The sequence below is a fragment of the Arthrobacter sp. SD76 genome (assembly GCF_049726125.1).
Taxonomy (GTDB): Bacteria; Actinomycetota; Actinomycetes; order Actinomycetales; family Micrococcaceae; genus Arthrobacter; species Arthrobacter nitrophenolicus.
In genome coordinates this window covers 3,597,375-3,613,297 of the sequence record NZ_JBNBLR010000001.1, presented here as the reverse complement: position 1 = coordinate 3,613,297, position 15,923 = coordinate 3,597,375, and the positions used below count along the sequence as shown (strand labels likewise).

Below are 15,923 nucleotides of genomic sequence, written 5' to 3'. Positions count from 1 at the left end.
GGCTCAGAAGCAGCGGGCTCCGGCACCACCGGCTCCGGCAGTTGGCTCCAACGGCGGAACGCGCCGGGCGCCAGGCGTGCCTGGCTGCGGTGGCTGCCTGCCATGACAGTACCTGCAGTGATCGCGGCCGGGGTGCTCGCGGGATCCATCCCGGCCCGGGCGGGCGACCCCCTGCCCGAAAAGTCGCCGGCGGAAGTGCTGGCCCTGCTGGGGCAGCACAAGGTCTCCACGTTCTCCGGCACCGTTGAGCAATCGTCGGATCTGGGACTGCCTGAACTTCCCCCTGCCGGGCCTGCGTCCGGGCCCGCCTCGGCAGGCGGCGCAGCCTCCCTGTTCGAGCTGCTCTCCGGCGGGCACACCGCACGGGTTTACATGGACGGCAAGGCCAAAGTCCGGGTACAGGTGGTGGACCGGCTGGCCGAACGTGACATTGTCCGCCGGGGCAATGACGTCTGGTCTATTCCTCCAAGGACAACTCCACGGCGCATCTGACCCTTCCGGCCTTTGCCAGCGACCTGCCGCTGTACGTGCCGCCGACCGCCGGGCCGCAGGACCCGAACGTGCCGCCGGCCGAACCGGACAAGCCGGGCGCCATGCACACGCACACGCCCGCGGACATCGCCGGACACCTCCTGGCCAAGGTGGAGCCAAGCACCGCCGTGTCAATTGGTGAGGATGTGGACGTTGCAGGGCGCACCGCCTACAACCTGGTGCTTGAGCCCCGCACCGATGCCACGCTCGTGGGCAAGGTGGCCATTGCCGTGGACGGGGAAACCGGGATGCCCCTGTCCGTCCAGGTGACCGCCCGCGGTGCCTCCTCGCCGTCGTTCCGTGCCGGCTTCACCAGCCTTTCCCTGGACGCGCCGGACGACTCCCTCTTCACCTTCGCCCCGCCGCCCGGCAGCCCCGTGAAGGAACTGCAGTTCCGTGACCCGGACCGGTGGCCCCTCAACTTCCGTGCGCCCGGCATGATCATCACCCCGGAAGACCTGGCAGCCCTCAGGCAGCATCCGGCCCGCCCCTCCGTGACCGGAACGGGCTGGGAGACGGTGGTGGGGATCCCGGCCGCTGCCGCGGGCGGAACCCTCGCTGACTCGCTGCTGCGGGATCCGCTCCTGTCCCAGGCCGCCGTCGCTGTCCCCGGCGGGCGGCTGCTGTCCACCACGCTCCTGAACGTCCTCATCACCGATGATGGCCGCATCTTCGCCGGCATGGTGCAGCCGGACAGGCTGCAGGCCGCTGCGTCGGCGGCTCCGTGATCCCGCAGGGCGGAAGCGGGTCCGGGAGGTACAACCTTGCCATCGAGACGCGGGGCCTGACCAAGCACTTTGGCCGGCAGGTTGCCGTGGACGGCGTGGACCTCGCCGTGCCGCCCGGTTCCGTCTTCGGGTTCCTTGGCCCCAACGGATCCGGTAAAACCACAACCATCCGTATGCTGCTGGGCCTCGCGGCGGCGTCAGCAGGAACGGTGAGCCTGCTGGGGATGGAAATGCCGGGCAGGTTCCGGGACGTGCTGCCGCGGGTGGGCGCGCTGGTGGAAGGGCCCGCCTTCTACCCCTTTCTGTCCGGTGCAGCGAACCTTTCCCGGCTGGATGCCGCCGGCCGCAGCACCGTGCCCGCCACCCGGAAGGGCCGGGTGGACCGTGCCCTGGAACGGGTGGGGCTTTCACATGCCGCCGGCAAGAAGGTGCACGCCTACTCGCTGGGGATGAAGCAGCGGCTGGGCATCGCCAACGCACTGCTCGCCCGCCGGGACCTGCTGGTGCTGGATGAGCCCACCAACGGACTCGACCCGCAGGGCACGCGGGAGGTGCGCAACCTGGTCCGTTCCCTTGCCCATGACGGGGCCACGGTCTTTGTCTCCAGCCACCTGCTCGCCGAGGTGGAGCAGATGTGCACGCACGCGGCCATCATGAGCGCCGGCCGCCTCGTGGCGCAGGGACCGCTCGCCGAACTGCGCCGTGCCGGCAGCGCACGGATCCGGCTCCTGACACCCGACGCCGGTCAGGCCAGGTCTGTCCTTGCCGGCCTGGGCCTGGCGGCGGAGGCCGGCGGATCCCAGCCCGACGGCGAGGTCCTCCTCGCCAGCCTGTCCGCCGCTGGCGACGGCCGTCTCCCCGAGGATGTTGTGGGGCAGCTGGTGGCGGGCGGCGTGCGGGTCCGGGGATTCGCCGTCGAACGCGAAAGCCTGGAAGACCGCTTTGTTGCCTTGACCGGAGAGGGGTTCGACGTTGCCCAGTAGCGTGCCGGCGGAAGTCCCCGGAACAGCCGCGCCGGCGGTCCGGGAGGCGCGGGAATCCGCGTTCTCTTTGATGCTCTCGGAACTGCGGGTCCTGTTCGGCCGCCGCCGCACCTGGGCGCTGCTGCTTGCACTGGCAGCCATTCCCGTGCTGATCGCCATCGCGGTGCGGGTTTCGTCCGCCGTCCCGCCCGGTCGGGGCCCGGCCTTCCTGGACCGGATCAGCCAGAACGGCCTCTTTGTTGCCTTCACCGCCATGCTGGTCTCGGTGCCGCTGTTCCTGCCGCTCACGGTGGGGGTGGTGGCGGGGGACACCATCGCCGGCGAGGCAAACCTGGGCACCCTCCGGTACCTGCTCGTGGCGCCCGCCGGGCGGGTCCGGCTGCTGCTGGTCAAATACGCAGGGGCGCTCGCGTTCTGCATTGTCGCGCCGCTCACCGTCGGCCTTGCCGGTGCCGCAATTGGCGCGGCCCTGTTTCCGGTGGGGCCCGTGACGCTGCTGTCGGGGGACGTCATCCAGCCGCCTGAAGCCGCGGTCCGCATCCTCCTGATTGCCGCGTACCTCGCCGTTTCGCTGGCCGGCCTTTCCGCCGTCGGGCTCTTCCTGTCCACCCTCACGGTGGTACCGGTGGGTGCCATGGCGGCCACCGTGGTGGTGTCGGTGGTGTCCCAGGTCCTGGACCAGCTGCCGCAGCTGGAATGGCTGCACCCGTGGCTGTTCAGCCATTACTGGTTCGGATTCGGCGACATGCTGCGCCAGCCCCTGCTGTGGGACTCATTCACCAGCAACGCCCTGCTGCAAGGCGGCTACATTGCAGTGTTCGGGGCGCTGGCTTACGGGAGGTTCGTCACCAGGGACATCCTGAGCTGATGCCGGGGCAGGGCCGGCCACGCTTATGCGTGCTGGTGCGCCTCATGCTCCGAGTGGCTGGCCGGCTCCAGCTGGAAGGTGCAGTGGTCGGTGTCGAAGTGCGAGCCCAGGCAGGTGATGAGCTTGTCCAGCAGCTGGTCGGCACCGCGCGCATTCAGCACCCCGTCCTCCACCACCACATGGGCAGAGAACACGGGCACGCCGGAGGTGATGGTCCAGATATGGATGTCGTGCACGTCGGTGACGCCTGCCACGGACAGGATGTGCTCACGGATCATCTGGACTTCCACACCCTTGGGGCTGGCTTCCAGCAGGACATCCACCACGTCGCGCAGCAGGCTCCAGGCCCGCGGCAGGATCAGGATGGCGATCACCACCGAGGCGATGGTGTCCGCGGCGTTGAAACTGGTCAGCATGATCACCACGGCGGCGGCAATAACGGCGAACGAGCCCAGGAGGTCGCCGAGGACCTCCAGGTAGGCGCCGCGCACGTTGAGGCTTTCATGGTGGGCGCCGTGCAGGATCAGGAGGGACACAACGTTCGCCACCGCGCCAAGGATGGCGGCGAAGAGCATGATGTCCGTGGCCACTTCCGGGGCGGAGCCGATCCGGCGGATGGCCTCGGTGAAGATCACCACGGAGATCACGATCAGGATGAGGGCGTTGGCCAGCGCTGCCAGCACCTCTGCGCGCTGGTACCCGTAGGTGCGCTGGTCGCTGGCGGGCCTGCCGGCGATCCAGGCGGCGAGGAGGGCGATTGTCACCCCGGCTGCGTCGGAGAGCATGTGCCCGGCGTCAGCCAGCAGGGAGAGCGACCCGGACAGGACGGCCCCCACCACCTGGACCAGGACAACGGCAAGCGTGATCACCAGCACGGCCACGAGCCGCTTGCGGTGCTGGCCGGTAGCGGTGATGCCGTGGGTGTGGCTGTGGTCGTGTCCCATGCCTACAAGGCTAGCCCCAGCCCAGCTCGTGCAGCCGGTCATCGGAAATGCCGAAGTGGTGCGCGATCTCATGGACGACGGTTACCGCCACCTCATGGATCACGTCCTCCCGGGACGAGCAGATTTCCAGGATGGGTTCCCGGAAGATGGTGATCCGGTCCGGCAGGGACCCTGCGTCCCACCATGAGTCGCGTTCGGTCAGCGGGACGCCTTCGTAGATTCCCAGCAGCACGGTGTCCGGATCTTCCCCCGGCCCGGGCACGTAATCGTCGTCGATGAAGACCGCCACGTTGTCCATGGCACGGGCCAGCTTGTCCGGGATGCTGTCCAGCGCGTCGGACACCGCGGCCTCGAATTCATCCGCGGACATCCGGAAGCCCAGCGGCTGATGCGGACCGTCGGGAATGATCGGAAGGCCGGGTGGAAGGCTGGGAGGCATACTTCGACTTTAGCGCCGAACAGCCGCCGGAGCCCCTGTCCCTTCGCGGCTCCGGCGGCGGGTCAGCCCTACGCCCAGCAGGCAGATGACGCCGCCCGCCAGGCCCAGGCCGTGGGAACCTCGCCGAGCAGGAGCCAGGAAATGAGCACGGTAACTCCGGGAACCAGGTAGGTGGTGGCTGCCAGCTTGCCGGCGTCCACGAGCGAGAGTGCGTAAGCCCAGGTTGTGAAGGCGATGGCAGTGGGGAAGACACCCAGGTACACCAGCCCGGCCGTGGCTTCGGGCGGTGCGGCCTGCAGCTCGGAGGCCAGTTGCCCGGCAAAGGGCAGGCAGCACACCGATCCCACCATGATGCCGAACCAGGTGGCCTGGGCCGCGGGGAATTTCCGCAGGACAGGCTTCTGGATGATCACGCTCACCGCGGCGAGCACGGCGGCAAGGAGGCACAGCGCAACTCCCGCCAGGTCCGCCGTCGCGCTTTTCCCGGGCCGGGCGCCGTCCCGGCCGCCGGTCCGGACCCCAGCGCGATGAGCGCCACCCCCACAAAGGCCACGGTGCTGCCGATCAGCAGCCACCGCGGAAAGCCCTCCTTGAGGAAGAGGCCGGCCATGATGGCCACCAGGATGGGGCTGACGTTGATGAGCAGGGCGCTGGTGCCCGCATCAAGGACATGCTCGGCGGCGTTCAGCGCTACGTTGTAGCCGCCGAACCACATGACCCCGTAGGCCAGGATGGGCCACCATTGGCGCCCCCGCGGCAGCTTGCGGCTCTTCAGCAGTTGCGGCAGCACCACGAAAGACAGCACGACGGCGGCAACCGCCAGCCTGCCTAGCGTCAGGGATCCGGGGGAGAAGTGCGGCCCGATGGCCCGGATTCCCACGAAGGCCGAGGCCCAGAACACCACGGTGACCGCCATCGCCGCGACGCCCAGGGCCCTGGTCCGGGAGGCTGCCGGAGGAGACTCGGAATTGGGTTTGCGGGCGGGGGCGGTGAAGGGCATGCAGCCAATGTATCCGGACGGGCCGGGCCGGGGCTGGCGGAAATCGGCCACGTCTGGGCAACTTCCTGCCAAAGTTGCACGACCCTTGAGCCGGCGGCGCTCCCGGCCTCCGCTAGGATGCGGATTATGGTCTCAAACCCTGCTCCACCCCGCGATAACGCACGCCTTGCCAGGATCATCATTTGGATCGTGCTGGCGGTCATCTTGATTGGCGGGGCGGTGTGGTTCGCGCTCTCGGTGGCAGGGAGGCAGCAGCAGGCGGCGCCCCCCCGCAGCGGGGGCTGAGCAGCTTGTCCGCGCGGACAGCCACCGGCTCACCACCCCGGCGGTGGAGAAAGCCCAGCTGGTGGAGTTCCTCGACTTCGAGTGCCCGTCCTGCGGTTCCATCCACCCTGTGGTGGAGGAGCTCAAGGCGGAGTTCGGGGACCGGATCACGTTCGTGCACCGGCACTTCCCGCTGTCGATGCACCCGAACTCGGGCCAGGCCGCACTCGCTGCCGAGGCCGCCGGGCAACAGGGCCAGTACCAGCAGATGGCCAACAGGCTTTTCGAGACCCAGTCCCAGTGGGCCGGCAGCCAGCAGTCCCAGGCGCCGCTGTTCCGCAGCTATGCGGAGGAGCTGGGGCTGGACCTGGCCCTGTATGACGCCGCCGTCGCCGACCAGCAAACGGAGGAGCGGGTCCTGGCGGATATCGCAGACGGAAAGGCGCTGGGTGTCAGCGGCACTCCAACCTTCTTCCTCAACGGCGAAAAGCTGGTCCTCTCCACGAAGGCGGACTTCCGGCAGAAACTCGCTGACGCCGTCGAATAGCTGCACCCTGGGCGGTTGCCGCGGCCGCTGGGAAGGCGGTTATTTCGCCGCGGCCCACTCCAGCAACCGTTCCACAGGCCACGTGGTGATGATGCGGTCCTGCGGGACGTCGTTCCGGGCCGCGCGCTCGGCGCCGTACTGAAGGAAGTCGAGCTGGCCGGGCGCATGCGCGTCACTGTCGATCGAGAACAGGCACCCGGCCTCCAGCGCGAGCTGGATCAGCGGATCAGGCGGGTCCTGCCGCTCGGGCCGGGAGTTGATTTCCACTGCCACGTTGTTCTCGGCGCAGGCGGCAAAGACCTCCCTGGCATCGAATTCCGACGGCGGGCGGGTACCGCGGGAGCCCTCCACCAGCCGGCCGGTGCAGTGGCCGAGCACGTTCGTATGCCTCGCCTGGATGCCGCCGAGCATCCGCCGGGTCATGGTTTTCCGGTCGGCGCGCAGCTTTGAGTGGACGCTGGACACCACGATGTCCAGGCGGTCCAGCAGTTCCGGGTCCTGGTCCAGCTCGCCGGATTCCAGGATGTCCACCTCGATCCCCGTCAGCAGCCGCACTTTGCCTTCCGGCTGCCCTTTGGACCCGGCCTGCCCGTCGGCGTTGATCGCCGCCACCACATCCAGTTGCCTGGTGAGGCGCTCCGCTGACAGCCCGTTGGCGATGGTGAGGTTGGGCGAGTGGTCCGTCAGCGCCAGGTACTCCCGGCCCAGTACCCCGGCGGCCGCCACCATCAGCTCGATGGGGGAGCCGCCGTCGGACCAGTCGCTGTGGCTGTGCAGGTCGCCGCGGAGGGCGCTCCGAAGTTCGCTGCCGCCGGTGGCCAGCGGCTGGGCGCCCTTTTCCCGCAGGTCGGCCAGATAGTCGGGGACGCCGCCCGCCACGGCCTGCTGGATGACCTGGTAGGTCCGGTCTCCGATGCCCTTCATGGATTTCAGCCTGCCGGTCCTGGTCCGCTCAGCCACTTCTTCGGCCGGCAGCGGGCTGATGGCCGCGGCGGCCTTCCGGAAGGCCTGGACCTTGAAGGTGGCAGCGCGTCCGCGCTCCAGCCAGAAGGCAATCTCATTGAGCGCTGCAACGGCATCCATCAGTCCATCTTCACCTGTTCTCCCTGTTCAGGCACGGGGTTTTTGGCCGATTTTGGATTATCAGGAACTAGGCCCTATAGTTTTAGAGTCCAGTTCGGAGAACGCAAAGGACAAAGACGGAAAGCCTCGCTTTACGCCTTTTATTTTGCTCCGAACGGGTTCTGGCCCCCATCGTCTAGCGGCCTAGGACACCGCCCTTTCACGGCGGCGGCACGGGTTCGAATCCCGTTGGGGGTACGCAGGGAACTGGTCAAACAGACTAAAAAAGTCTGGTAGGCTGGAAGCCTTGAAAAAAGCGGTAGAGATACTGCGAAAGCAAGAAACGCAAGGCCCTGTAGCGCAGTTGGTTAGCGCGCCGCCCTGTCACGGCGGAGGTCGCGGGTTCAAGTCCCGTCAGGGTCGCTCTGATTGTTGGAAGCAATTCCGGCTCTCATGGTGACTAGTCACCTAGGCTCTGTAGCTCAGTTGGTAGAGCGTTCGACTGAAAATCGAAAGGTCACCGGATCGACGCCGGTCGGAGCCACCACTGGGAAGCATCAGTTCTTCGGAACTGGTGCTTTTCTGCTTAACCAGCTTTTCCCATCCTGGCCGTCAGCATGCAGCTTGGCACCCAGGCGTGGCATCTGCCGCCGCATCCGCCGGACCCGCACCCAGAGCAGCCCCTCCTCACTTCTTCGGGCTGACCGCTGCCGGAGCGACGGGCGGAGTCATTTTCGACGCACACAAGCACTTCCGCGGCGCCCGCCCATTCCCGACGCGCCCGCCCATTCCCGACCCGCAAGGAGTTTTGCGCGGCCCAAATCCGGGGCGCGCGGAGGAGGATGCGCGTCGAAATCAATTTTGCGTGTCCCTGGCATATGTAATCCCCGCCTCTTGTGGCCAGCACGCGGATGTGGCCAACCCAACAACGGGCGGCTCCACAAGAAAATATTTGTCTGACATCTGTAACATTTGACCCCCGAAGAACCATATGCCACGCGCGCGCATTGGAATGTGTAAGCGCTTGCACAGCCGGGTGAAACTCGGTTTTCGGGGCCGCGAAACACGGTTTGAAATGCCGTGAAAGGCCTGCCTAGCGTGGAGACCGGCCCGGATATCCCCGGTATCAGCACGGGCCGCATGTGGGACCCCACCCAGGTCCCGCCCCTCGACACGACGGCGTCCTCGATGACGCCTGCCAAGGTGTCGAGGCTCGCCGGAGTGCGGGGAACCAGGGCATCCGCCCGTCTTCCACGAACAGTTTCAACTCCGCGAGAAGAGCAAACATGCACAAGCACCCCCAAGCACCCCGGATGCTGCGGTGGCGGTCCGCCGCCGCAGCACTGGCAACAGCCGTGGCTGCCTCGACCTTCCTAGCCGTGCCGTCGGCACAGGCCAACGAGCCTGCCGACCCGCCGGCCGCAGAGCAGATGCCGGCCCCCACGCCCGGCTTCCCCCTCCCCACGGAACACACCCAGGAAGCTTTCGACCCGGCGTCGGACTTCACCTCCAAGTGGACCCGCGCCGATGCCAGCCAGATCATGGCGCAGAGCGACACCACGGTAGCTCCCGGGCAGAACTCCATGAGCCCGGACGTCACCATGCCGGAAATCCCCGAGGATTTCCCCACCATGAACGAGGACGTCTGGGTCTGGGACACCTGGTCCCTGACGGACGAGCACGCCAACCAGATCAGCTACAAGGGCTACGACGTCATCTTCTCGCTCGTCGCTGACCGCCACGCGGGCTACAACTTCGACCAGCGCCACTGGAACGCCCGCATCGGCTTCTTCTTCCGCAAGACCAACGCGGACCCGGCCAAGGACAAGTGGAACTACGGCGGGCACCTTTTCGTGGACGGTTCCTCCATCGGCAACACCGAATGGTCCGGCTCCACCCGCCTGATGCAGGGCAACCACGTGAACGTGTTCTACACGGCCACCACCTTCCACGATGTGGCCGAGCGGAACGCCGGCGGCGGCGGCATCGCCCCGGACGCGGCCATCGCCAAGGCCCTCGGCAACATCCACGCCAACGAGGAACGCGTCTGGTTCGACGGCTTCGAGCACACCAAGCTGCTTGAGCCGGACGGCGAAATGTACCAGACCAAGGAACAGAACCCCGGCTTCGCGTTCCGTGACCCGTTCACCTTCGCCGACCCGGCGCACCCCGGCAAGACCTTCATGGTCTTCGAAGGCAACACGGGCGGCAACCGCGGCGAGTACCAGTGCACCGAGGAAGACCTCGGCTACCGTGAGGGCGATGCCAACGCAGAGTCCCTCGACGAGGTGAACAGCAGCGGCGCCTACTACCAGACCGGCAACGTGGGTCTCGCGGTGGCGGACAACAAGGACCTCACCAAGTGGTCCTTCCTGCCTCCGATCCTCTCCGCGAACTGCGTGAACGACCAGACTGAACGTCCCCAGATCTTCATCCAGAACGAGGACGGCAAGAACAAGTACTACCTGTACACGATCAGCCACCAGTTCACGTACGCAGCAGGCATGCGCGGCCCCGACGGCGTCTACGGCTTCGTGGGCGACGGCGTGCGCTCCGACTACCAGCCGGTCAACAACTCCGGCCTGGCACTTGGCTCGCCCACCGACCTCAACCTGCCCGCCAACAACCCGAGCGGCACCATCTCCGGCCAGCAGAACGGCCGCCAGTTCCAGGCCTACTCGCACTACGTGCAGCCCAACGGGCTGGTGCAGTCATTCATCGACAACGTCAACGGTGTCCGCGGCGGCTCCCTGTCCCCGACCGTGAAGATCAACTTCAAGAACGGCATCACCCAAGTTGACCGCAGCTTCGGCCAGAACGGCCTTGGCCCCTTCGGCTACCTGCCCACCAACGTCAAGGTCGGCGGCGAAGGACTGTACAAGTAGACCGCGGCATAGCCGCACCGCCGCTGCTGCAGCGGCACCGCCCAGGCGGGGATGCTCTGGGGGCATCCCCGCCTGGGCCCTTTAACTACTGCCCCTCAGTTAACAGCGCAGCACCGCAGGCTAGGGATAGGGTTGGATCAACAGAAGGGGGAGTGCCTGATGGAATACCAGAACCCACAACCCGAGCCGGGCTTCCGCAGCGGTGCCGCGCCGGTACCTGTCCCGGCGCCCGGATTGGGACGGACCGTAATTTCCGAGACCGCTGTTGCCAAGGTGGCCGGGATCGCCGCCCGCGCCGTTCCCGGCGTCTACTCCCTGGGATCGGTACCGTCCCGTGCCTTGGGGGCCATCCGCGACGCCGTCGGCAGCTCCGACCATGCGGCCGGGGTCCGCGCCGAAGTGGGCGAAACCCAGGTCGCAGTGGATATCAGCCTCGTGGCGAGCTACGGCACGCCCTTGCATTCCCTTGCCAACCAGGTGCGCGCCGCCGTCTACCGGGCGGTGGAGGAACTGGTGGGGCTCCAGGTCATCGAGGTGAACGTCGAAGTCACCGATGTCTATGTGCCGCCGCCCGTTAAACCGGCCGCCGCCGGAACCCCTGAAAGGGAGGCACTGCTGTGAACCTGACACTGGCAGGCGCCGCCATGGGCGCCTTCGTAGCCTTCATGTCCCTCCAGTTCGGGCTGTGGGGGTTCCTGGTAGCCCTGCTCTTCATGGCCATTGGGGCACTCCTGGGCCGCGCCGCCGAAGGGAAGCTGGACCTCCGCGGTGTCCTGGACGCCATCATCGGCCGGCGCTCATCATCATGAGCACGCCCGCCCCGGCGCTGCGGGGACAGGCGCTCAGCGGCCATAACCGCATCAGCACGCAGGCGCTGACAAGCCTTGCCAAGGCAGCGGCTGCTGCGGCGTTCGACGTCGACGCCCAGGACGTGCGGGCAGACTGGACGGACGACGACGGCCTGCTGGCTTTGTCCCTCGTCACGCCCATCAGCATCCCGCCTTTGAAGAGCGTTGTCTTGGATCCGACGCGGGTGGAGAGGTTCGGCGGTTCCATCTGGGACCGGACTGTCGAGGCTAAAACCCGCATCCTGGAAACCGTCACGGAGCTCAGCGGTGCCCGGTTGAGCAGGGTGGATATCCGCATCAGCGGTGCAAGGATCAGTGAAGGGGGCCGGGTCCGGTGAGCAGCAGGGTGGACGCCGGAGCCAGGCGGTCGCGGCGCGAGGGGGACCGCCGTGCCGCAGGCCAGGGGCCGGACATGCGCCGGGTGGCGTACCGGGAAACGCACTCCTCGCGTGCCGCGGTGGCCATCGTCGCTGCCGTCCTGGTCATGGTGCTGGCGGCCTACGGACTCCTGGAAGCAGCGGTTCATGCCATCGGCCAGCCTGCCTGGCTGATCGAGCCCCAGGTTGCCGCGCAACGCATCGTGGAGCTCCCCGCCGGGATCCCGCCGCTGCTGCTGGGCGCTGTCGGCGCGGTCCTGGCGATGGCCGGCCTGATCTTCGTGCTCAACGGGATACTTCCGGGACGGCGGGCACGCCACCTCCTCGCTGGCGCCGGGCAGGCATCCGGTGGCCCCGCCGTCGTGGTTGACGATGAAGTCATCGCCTCATCGCTTGCCCGCCGGGCCCGCCTGGCGGCGAACGTGACCCCGGAGCAGGTAATGGTGGTTGTTTCCCAGCGCCAGGTGCTGGTGAACGTCAGGCCCACGTCCGGAGTGCCGGTGGACGGGGGGACAGTCCTCGCCGCCGTCCAGGATGAGCTGGACCAAATGGAACTGGAACCGTCACCCGAAGCCCGGGTCAATGTAACGCCAACGGGAGTGATCGGGGCATGAACAGCACACCAAGCCTCCTCAACCGGATCCTCCTCACCGTTTTGGGGCTGATGCTCCTTGCCGCCGGCATCCTGCTGGTGCTTCTGGCGACCGTCCCGCCCGTGGGTGCCTGGTGGCAGTCCTGGTCCCCGGGGATCTGGGACGGAATCAACCAGGCCTTCAACGCCACCAGGTTCCCGGGACGCACCGAAAGCTGGCTGTGGATTGTGGTGGCCCTGGTCCTTCTGCTGCTGATCGGGCTTATGGTGGCCTGGATTGCCCAGCAGGGCAAGGGCCGGTCCAACCTGTTGGCCGCCGAATACGATCCGGGCGATGTTCCCGGTGACGTCCGCATCGGCGGGGGAGTCGCGGAACAGGCCCTCAAGCATGCACTGGCGGGACGGCCGGACCTCGCCGGTTCCACGGTAGCCACCTATGACGTCAAGGGGTCACCCGCGCTGAAAGTCCGGCTGCTGCCGCGCCAGGGCGTGGCGCCGCACCTGCTGGCAGCAGAGATCGCCGGCCTGCTCGCTGCGCTCGAAGCGGTAGTCGGCAAGGAAACGCCGGTCCTGATCCACATTGGTGCGGGGGCACGGACACGCTTCGGCCGTGCCGAGCGCGTCCGCTGACCGCCCTATACCCGCTCCAGGTAGACAGCACAGTCGACCGGTACCTCCTGCACCGCAGCCAGCTCTTCGGCGGGAACAGGTCCACTGGCCAGAGCCACCCTGTATCCCGCGGGAATGGGAGCCGACGCGAATCCCATGTTCGCCAGGACCAGGACATCCCCGTTGCGGAACGCCAGCACCCCGGCGTCCGGTGCATGGAGGTCGTCCCATTCCAGGCTGCCCAGGCCCAGCCTGCGCCCCGAGCGGAAGGCCAGGGCAGCTTTGTAGAGCTCCAGGGTGGAGCCCTCCTCTCCTTCCTGCTGGTCTGCAGCAAGGGGTCCGAAACTCTCCGGCTGCGGCAGCCATGGCTGTGCCTGGCTGTGCCGGGACGAGAAGCCGTAACCGGGCAGGTCGGCGGCCCAGGGCAGCGGCACCCGGCAGCCGTCCCGGCCAATCTCGGCACCTTTCGTGCGGAAGAAGGTGGATCCTGCCGCGCTTCTGCCGGAAGAGTGGTGTGTTCCGGAAGGCCCAGTTCCTCGCCCTGGTACAAGTACGCGGAACCCGGCAGCGCCAGGGACACCAGCGTGGCGGCACGGGCCCGGGCCAGTCCCAGGGCGGAGTCCGGCTGCTCATCATCCGCGGCCAGCCCCTTGGGAAATGTCGTGGGGTCGGAAAGCCCGAACCGGGTGGGATGCCGCACGGTGTCATGGTTGCTCAGCACCCAGGTGCACGGTGCCCCCACTGAGGAGGCCGCTGCCAGGGAAGCGTCGATGGCGGCCGCCATCCGCTCCGCATCCCAGCCCGCGAGCAGGAAATCGAAGTTGAAAGCCTGCTGCATCTCGTCCGGCCGCACGTAGCGGGCCAGCCGTTCCGCCGGTTCCACCCAGGCTTCGGCCACCATCATCCGGTCGCTGCCGTACTCCGCCAGCACCCGGTGCCAGTTCCGGTAGATGTCGTGCACGCCCTCCTGGTCGAAGAAGGGCGACGGCGGGTAGACCGGGGAGACGGCACGGTGCGGTTCCTCGGCGTCGGTATGTGCGCCCGGCGCGTCACCGGGCGGCAGCGCCAGGCTGTGCGTTCCTTCCACCATGGACGCCGCTCCGTCCCAGTCGGGAAGGCCCTTTTCCTTGACCATGCCGTGGGCAACGTCCACCCTGAAACCGTCCACGCCGCGGTCCAGCCAGAACCGGAGGACGGAACGCATCTCCTCGTGGACCTCGGGATTCTCCCAGTTGAGGTCGGGCTGCCTGGTGTCGAACAGGTGGAGGTACCATTCACCGGGCGAACCGTCCGGTCCCGCAACGCGGCTCCACGCCGGGCCGCCGAAGATAGACTTCCAGTTGTTGGGTGCCCGGTTGCCGTCCCCGGACCCGGCATACTGTCCTTCCCGGGACGGAAGATGTAACGGTCCCGTTCGGGGGAGCCGGGCGCAGCCCTGAGAGCAGCCTGAAACCAGGCATGCTCATCGGAGGTGTGGTTGGGAACCAGGTCCACGATGACCTTCAGGCCCCGGCTGTGAGCATCCTGCAACATTGCATCGAAGTCGTCGAGGGACCCGAAGAGCGGGTCCACCTGACGGTAGTCCGCAACGTCGTACCCGCCGTCGGCCTGCGGCGACTTATAGAAGGGGGAGAGCCAGACGGCGTCCACTCCCAGCTTCTCGAGATAGGGCAGGCGTTCTGTCACACCGCGCAGGTCACCCATGCCGTCCCCGTTTCCGTCAGCGAAGGAACGCGGGTAGATCTGGTAGACGACGGCGTCTGCCCACCACTCCGGCCGGGGCTGGCCGGAAGCGGGAACGGCCTGTTGGACATTTGGTTCCCCTCAGATAACTTTTTGATGTAAACGCTTGCATTGCACGCAGCAACCTTACTAGTGTGACAGTCACCACATCAACCTCACCTAGCAAGCGCACTGTCGACTTACTTGTCACTCAGCGAGGAGCTTCAAGCTAATGAAAACCCCTAGATTCCTTCTTCCGGTCGCCACTGCCGGCGTCCTGGCCCTGTCCCTGTCCGCATGTGCGGGCGGTGGCGGCGGAACCACGGGCGGTGGCGGCGGCGACGCCGAGGCAAACCTTGACAGCCGGGGTCCCATTACCTACGTGCAGGGCAAAGACAACAGCAACGTGGTCCGTCCGCTGATCGAGAAGTGGAACGCTGCGCACCCGGACGAGAAAGTCACGTTCAAGGAGCAGACTGACCAGGCTGACCAGCAGCACGATGACCTGGTGCAGAACTTCCAGGCCAAGAATGCCGACTATGACGTCGCAAGCGTGGACGTCGTCTGGACTGCCGAATTCGCCGCAAAGGGCTGGCTGCAGCCGCTCAAGGACAAGATGGCGATCGAAACCACGGGCATGCTTGAGCCCACGGTTGAGGCTGGTTCCTACAAGGGGACCCTGTATGCAGCCCCGGTTTCCTCCGACGGCGGCATCCTCTACTACCGCAAGGACCTGTTCCCGAGCCGCCCAAGACCTGGGACGAAATGATGGAGATGTGCTCCATCGCCGAGGCCAACAACATGGGCTGCTACTCCGGCCAGTTCAAGCAGTATGAAGGCCTGACGGTCAATGCTTCCGAAGCCATCAACTCAGCCGGCGGTTCCGTCCTTAACGACGAGGGCAAGCCGAACCTGAACACCCCCGAGGCCGAGGAAGGCCTGAACAACCTGATCGAGGCCTTCAAGAACGGGAACATCCCTGCTGAGGCCATCACCTACCAGGAAGAGGAAAGCCGCCGCGCTTTCCAGGAAGGCAAGCTGCTGTTCCTCCGCAACTGGCCTTACGTCTACAACCTGGCCACCACCGAAGGCTCCTCCCAGGTTAAGGACAAGCTGGGAATGACTGCCCTCCCCGGCAAGGACGGCCCGGGCGCTTCGTCCCTGGGTGGCCACAGCGCCGCCATCAGCGTCTACTCGGACCACAAGGCCACGGCCCTGGACTTCGTGAAGTTCCTGATCGAGGAAGAGCAGCAGAAGTTCTTTGCAACCCAGGGTTCCCTGGCTCCTGTCTTCGGCTCCCTGTACGAGGACCAGGAACTGGTCGCCAAGCTTCCGTACCTGCCGGTCCTGAAGACCTCCATCGAGAACGCTGTGCCCCGTCCGGTCACCCCGTTCTACCCTGCAGTCACCCAGGCAATCCAGGAGAATGCCTACGCGGCCCTGAAGGGTGAAAAGCCCGCCAAGGACGCACTGTCCGACATGCAGAAGTCCATCGAGTCCGCTGGCGCAGGATCGCAGTAAATC

13 protein-coding genes, 3 tRNA genes and 4 pseudogenes are annotated in these 15,923 nt (G+C 66.8%); 15 read left to right on the top strand and 5 right to left on the bottom strand.

Annotation, left to right across the window (positions count from 1 at the left end):
• Positions 1 to 102: 102 nt before the first annotated feature.
• From ACPEE0_RS17465 to ACPEE0_RS17450, 4 genes are all read left to right on the top strand, one after another.
• Positions 103 to 492 carry a hypothetical protein gene (locus tag ACPEE0_RS17465; RefSeq protein WP_424574954.1) on the top strand — a complete coding sequence of 130 codons (390 nt, stop codon included), beginning with the start codon at positions 103 to 105 and terminating at the stop codon, positions 490 to 492.
• A gap of 68 nt (positions 493 to 560) precedes the next feature.
• A complete protein-coding gene (locus ACPEE0_RS17460) occupies positions 561 to 1,259 on the top strand; it encodes a LolA family protein (RefSeq protein ID WP_424574953.1) in 699 nt (232 codons plus the stop codon).
• A complete protein-coding gene (locus tag ACPEE0_RS17455; protein WP_009357239.1) occupies positions 1,256 to 2,242 on the top strand; it encodes an ABC transporter ATP-binding protein in 987 nt (328 codons plus the stop codon). The genes ACPEE0_RS17460 and ACPEE0_RS17455 overlap by 4 nt, the downstream gene beginning before the upstream one ends.
• Before the next feature lie 70 nt (positions 2,243 to 2,312).
• Positions 2,313 to 3,110 carry an ABC transporter permease gene (locus tag ACPEE0_RS17450; protein WP_009357238.1) on the top strand — a complete coding sequence of 266 codons (798 nt, stop codon included), beginning with the start codon at positions 2,313 to 2,315 and terminating at the stop codon, positions 3,108 to 3,110.
• A 23-nt stretch (positions 3,111 to 3,133) separates the two neighbouring features.
• On the opposite strand, the gene ACPEE0_RS17445 is transcribed toward ACPEE0_RS17450, so the two are convergent.
• From ACPEE0_RS17445 to ACPEE0_RS17435, 3 genes and pseudogenes are all read right to left on the bottom strand, one after another.
• Positions 3,134 to 4,054, bottom strand: a complete 921-nt coding sequence (locus tag ACPEE0_RS17445; protein ID WP_424574952.1) for a cation diffusion facilitator family transporter — start codon at positions 4,052 to 4,054, stop codon at positions 3,134 to 3,136.
• A gap of 10 nt (positions 4,055 to 4,064) precedes the next feature.
• Complete coding sequence (locus tag ACPEE0_RS17440; RefSeq protein WP_424574951.1) at positions 4,065 to 4,493, bottom strand: metallopeptidase family protein; 429 nt, start codon at positions 4,491 to 4,493, stop codon at positions 4,065 to 4,067.
• Between the two features lie 9 nt (positions 4,494 to 4,502).
• Positions 4,503 to 5,493 (bottom strand): annotated as a pseudogene (locus tag ACPEE0_RS17435) (DMT family transporter).
• Between the two features lie 126 nt (positions 5,494 to 5,619).
• On the opposite strand from ACPEE0_RS17435, the pseudogene ACPEE0_RS17430 reads away from it, so the two are divergent.
• Positions 5,620 to 6,304, top strand: a pseudogene (locus ACPEE0_RS17430) (DsbA family protein).
• 39 nt (positions 6,305 to 6,343) lie between these two features.
• Here the strand turns inward: ACPEE0_RS17430 and ACPEE0_RS17425 are convergent.
• Positions 6,344 to 7,387: a PHP domain-containing protein gene (locus ACPEE0_RS17425; protein WP_009357234.1), complete on the bottom strand. Its 1,044-nt coding sequence runs from the start codon at positions 7,385 to 7,387 to the stop codon at positions 6,344 to 6,346.
• A gap of 164 nt (positions 7,388 to 7,551) precedes the next feature.
• Here ACPEE0_RS17425 and ACPEE0_RS17420 point away from each other — a divergent pair.
• From ACPEE0_RS17420 to ACPEE0_RS17380, 9 genes are all read left to right on the top strand, one after another.
• Positions 7,552 to 7,624, top strand: a tRNA-Glu gene (locus ACPEE0_RS17420).
• 91 nt (positions 7,625 to 7,715) lie between these two features.
• Positions 7,716 to 7,789: transfer RNA gene (locus ACPEE0_RS17415), tRNA-Asp, on the top strand.
• A gap of 48 nt (positions 7,790 to 7,837) precedes the next feature.
• Positions 7,838 to 7,913, top strand: a tRNA-Phe gene (locus tag ACPEE0_RS17410).
• Between the two features lie 739 nt (positions 7,914 to 8,652).
• Entirely contained in the window at positions 8,653 to 10,251 is a 1,599-nt protein-coding gene (locus ACPEE0_RS17405) for a glycoside hydrolase family 68 protein (RefSeq protein ID WP_009357233.1), read from the top strand.
• Positions 10,252 to 10,410: 159 nt separating this feature from the next.
• Positions 10,411 to 10,872 (top strand): Asp23/Gls24 family envelope stress response protein, encoded by a 462-nt coding sequence (locus tag ACPEE0_RS17400; RefSeq protein ID WP_009357232.1) that lies wholly within the window; start codon positions 10,411 to 10,413, stop codon positions 10,870 to 10,872.
• Complete coding sequence (locus ACPEE0_RS17395) at positions 10,869 to 11,060, top strand: DUF2273 domain-containing protein (RefSeq protein WP_009357231.1); 192 nt, start codon at positions 10,869 to 10,871, stop codon at positions 11,058 to 11,060. Before ACPEE0_RS17400 ends, ACPEE0_RS17395 begins: the two co-directional genes overlap by 4 nt.
• Positions 11,057 to 11,437: a hypothetical protein gene (locus tag ACPEE0_RS17390; protein WP_009357230.1), complete on the top strand. Its 381-nt coding sequence runs from the start codon at positions 11,057 to 11,059 to the stop codon at positions 11,435 to 11,437. The genes ACPEE0_RS17395 and ACPEE0_RS17390 overlap by 4 nt, the downstream gene beginning before the upstream one ends.
• Entirely contained in the window at positions 11,434 to 12,090 is a 657-nt protein-coding gene (locus ACPEE0_RS17385) for a hypothetical protein (protein ID WP_009357229.1), read from the top strand. Before ACPEE0_RS17390 ends, ACPEE0_RS17385 begins: the two co-directional genes overlap by 4 nt.
• Positions 12,087 to 12,698: a hypothetical protein gene (locus ACPEE0_RS17380; RefSeq protein ID WP_354177060.1), complete on the top strand. Its 612-nt coding sequence runs from the start codon at positions 12,087 to 12,089 to the stop codon at positions 12,696 to 12,698. Before ACPEE0_RS17385 ends, ACPEE0_RS17380 begins: the two co-directional genes overlap by 4 nt.
• Positions 12,699 to 12,703: 5 nt before the next feature.
• Here the strand turns inward: ACPEE0_RS17380 and ACPEE0_RS17375 are convergent.
• Positions 12,704 to 14,381: pseudogene (locus ACPEE0_RS17375) on the bottom strand (glycoside hydrolase family 13 protein).
• A gap of 250 nt (positions 14,382 to 14,631) precedes the next feature.
• Here ACPEE0_RS17375 and ACPEE0_RS17370 point away from each other — a divergent pair.
• Positions 14,632 to 15,920: pseudogene (locus ACPEE0_RS17370) on the top strand (ABC transporter substrate-binding protein).
• Positions 15,921 to 15,923 lie beyond the last annotated feature (3 nt).

What these genes read in the sequence shown, in the direction of transcription:
- ACPEE0_RS17450 (WP_009357238.1), top strand. Translation starts at nt 2,313, where the DNA reads ATGCTCTCGGAACTGCGGGTCCTGTTCGGCCGCCGCCGCACCTGGGCG.
- ACPEE0_RS17445 (WP_424574952.1), bottom strand. Translation starts at nt 4,054, where the DNA reads ATGGGACACGACCACAGCCACACCCACGGCATCACCGCTACCGGCCAG.
- ACPEE0_RS17390 (WP_009357230.1), top strand. Translation starts at nt 11,057, where the DNA reads ATGAGCACGCCCGCCCCGGCGCTGCGGGGACAGGCGCTCAGCGGCCAT.
- ACPEE0_RS17465 (WP_424574954.1), top strand. Translation starts at nt 103, where the DNA reads ATGACAGTACCTGCAGTGATCGCGGCCGGGGTGCTCGCGGGATCCATC.
- ACPEE0_RS17425 (WP_009357234.1), bottom strand. Translation starts at nt 7,387, where the DNA reads ATGGATGCCGTTGCAGCGCTCAATGAGATTGCCTTCTGGCTGGAGCGC.
- ACPEE0_RS17380 (WP_354177060.1), top strand. Translation starts at nt 12,087, where the DNA reads ATGAACAGCACACCAAGCCTCCTCAACCGGATCCTCCTCACCGTTTTG.
- ACPEE0_RS17400 (WP_009357232.1), top strand. Translation starts at nt 10,411, where the DNA reads ATGGAATACCAGAACCCACAACCCGAGCCGGGCTTCCGCAGCGGTGCC.
- ACPEE0_RS17405 (WP_009357233.1), top strand. Translation starts at nt 8,653, where the DNA reads ATGCACAAGCACCCCCAAGCACCCCGGATGCTGCGGTGGCGGTCCGCC.
- ACPEE0_RS17440 (WP_424574951.1), bottom strand. Translation starts at nt 4,493, where the DNA reads ATGCCTCCCAGCCTTCCACCCGGCCTTCCGATCATTCCCGACGGTCCG.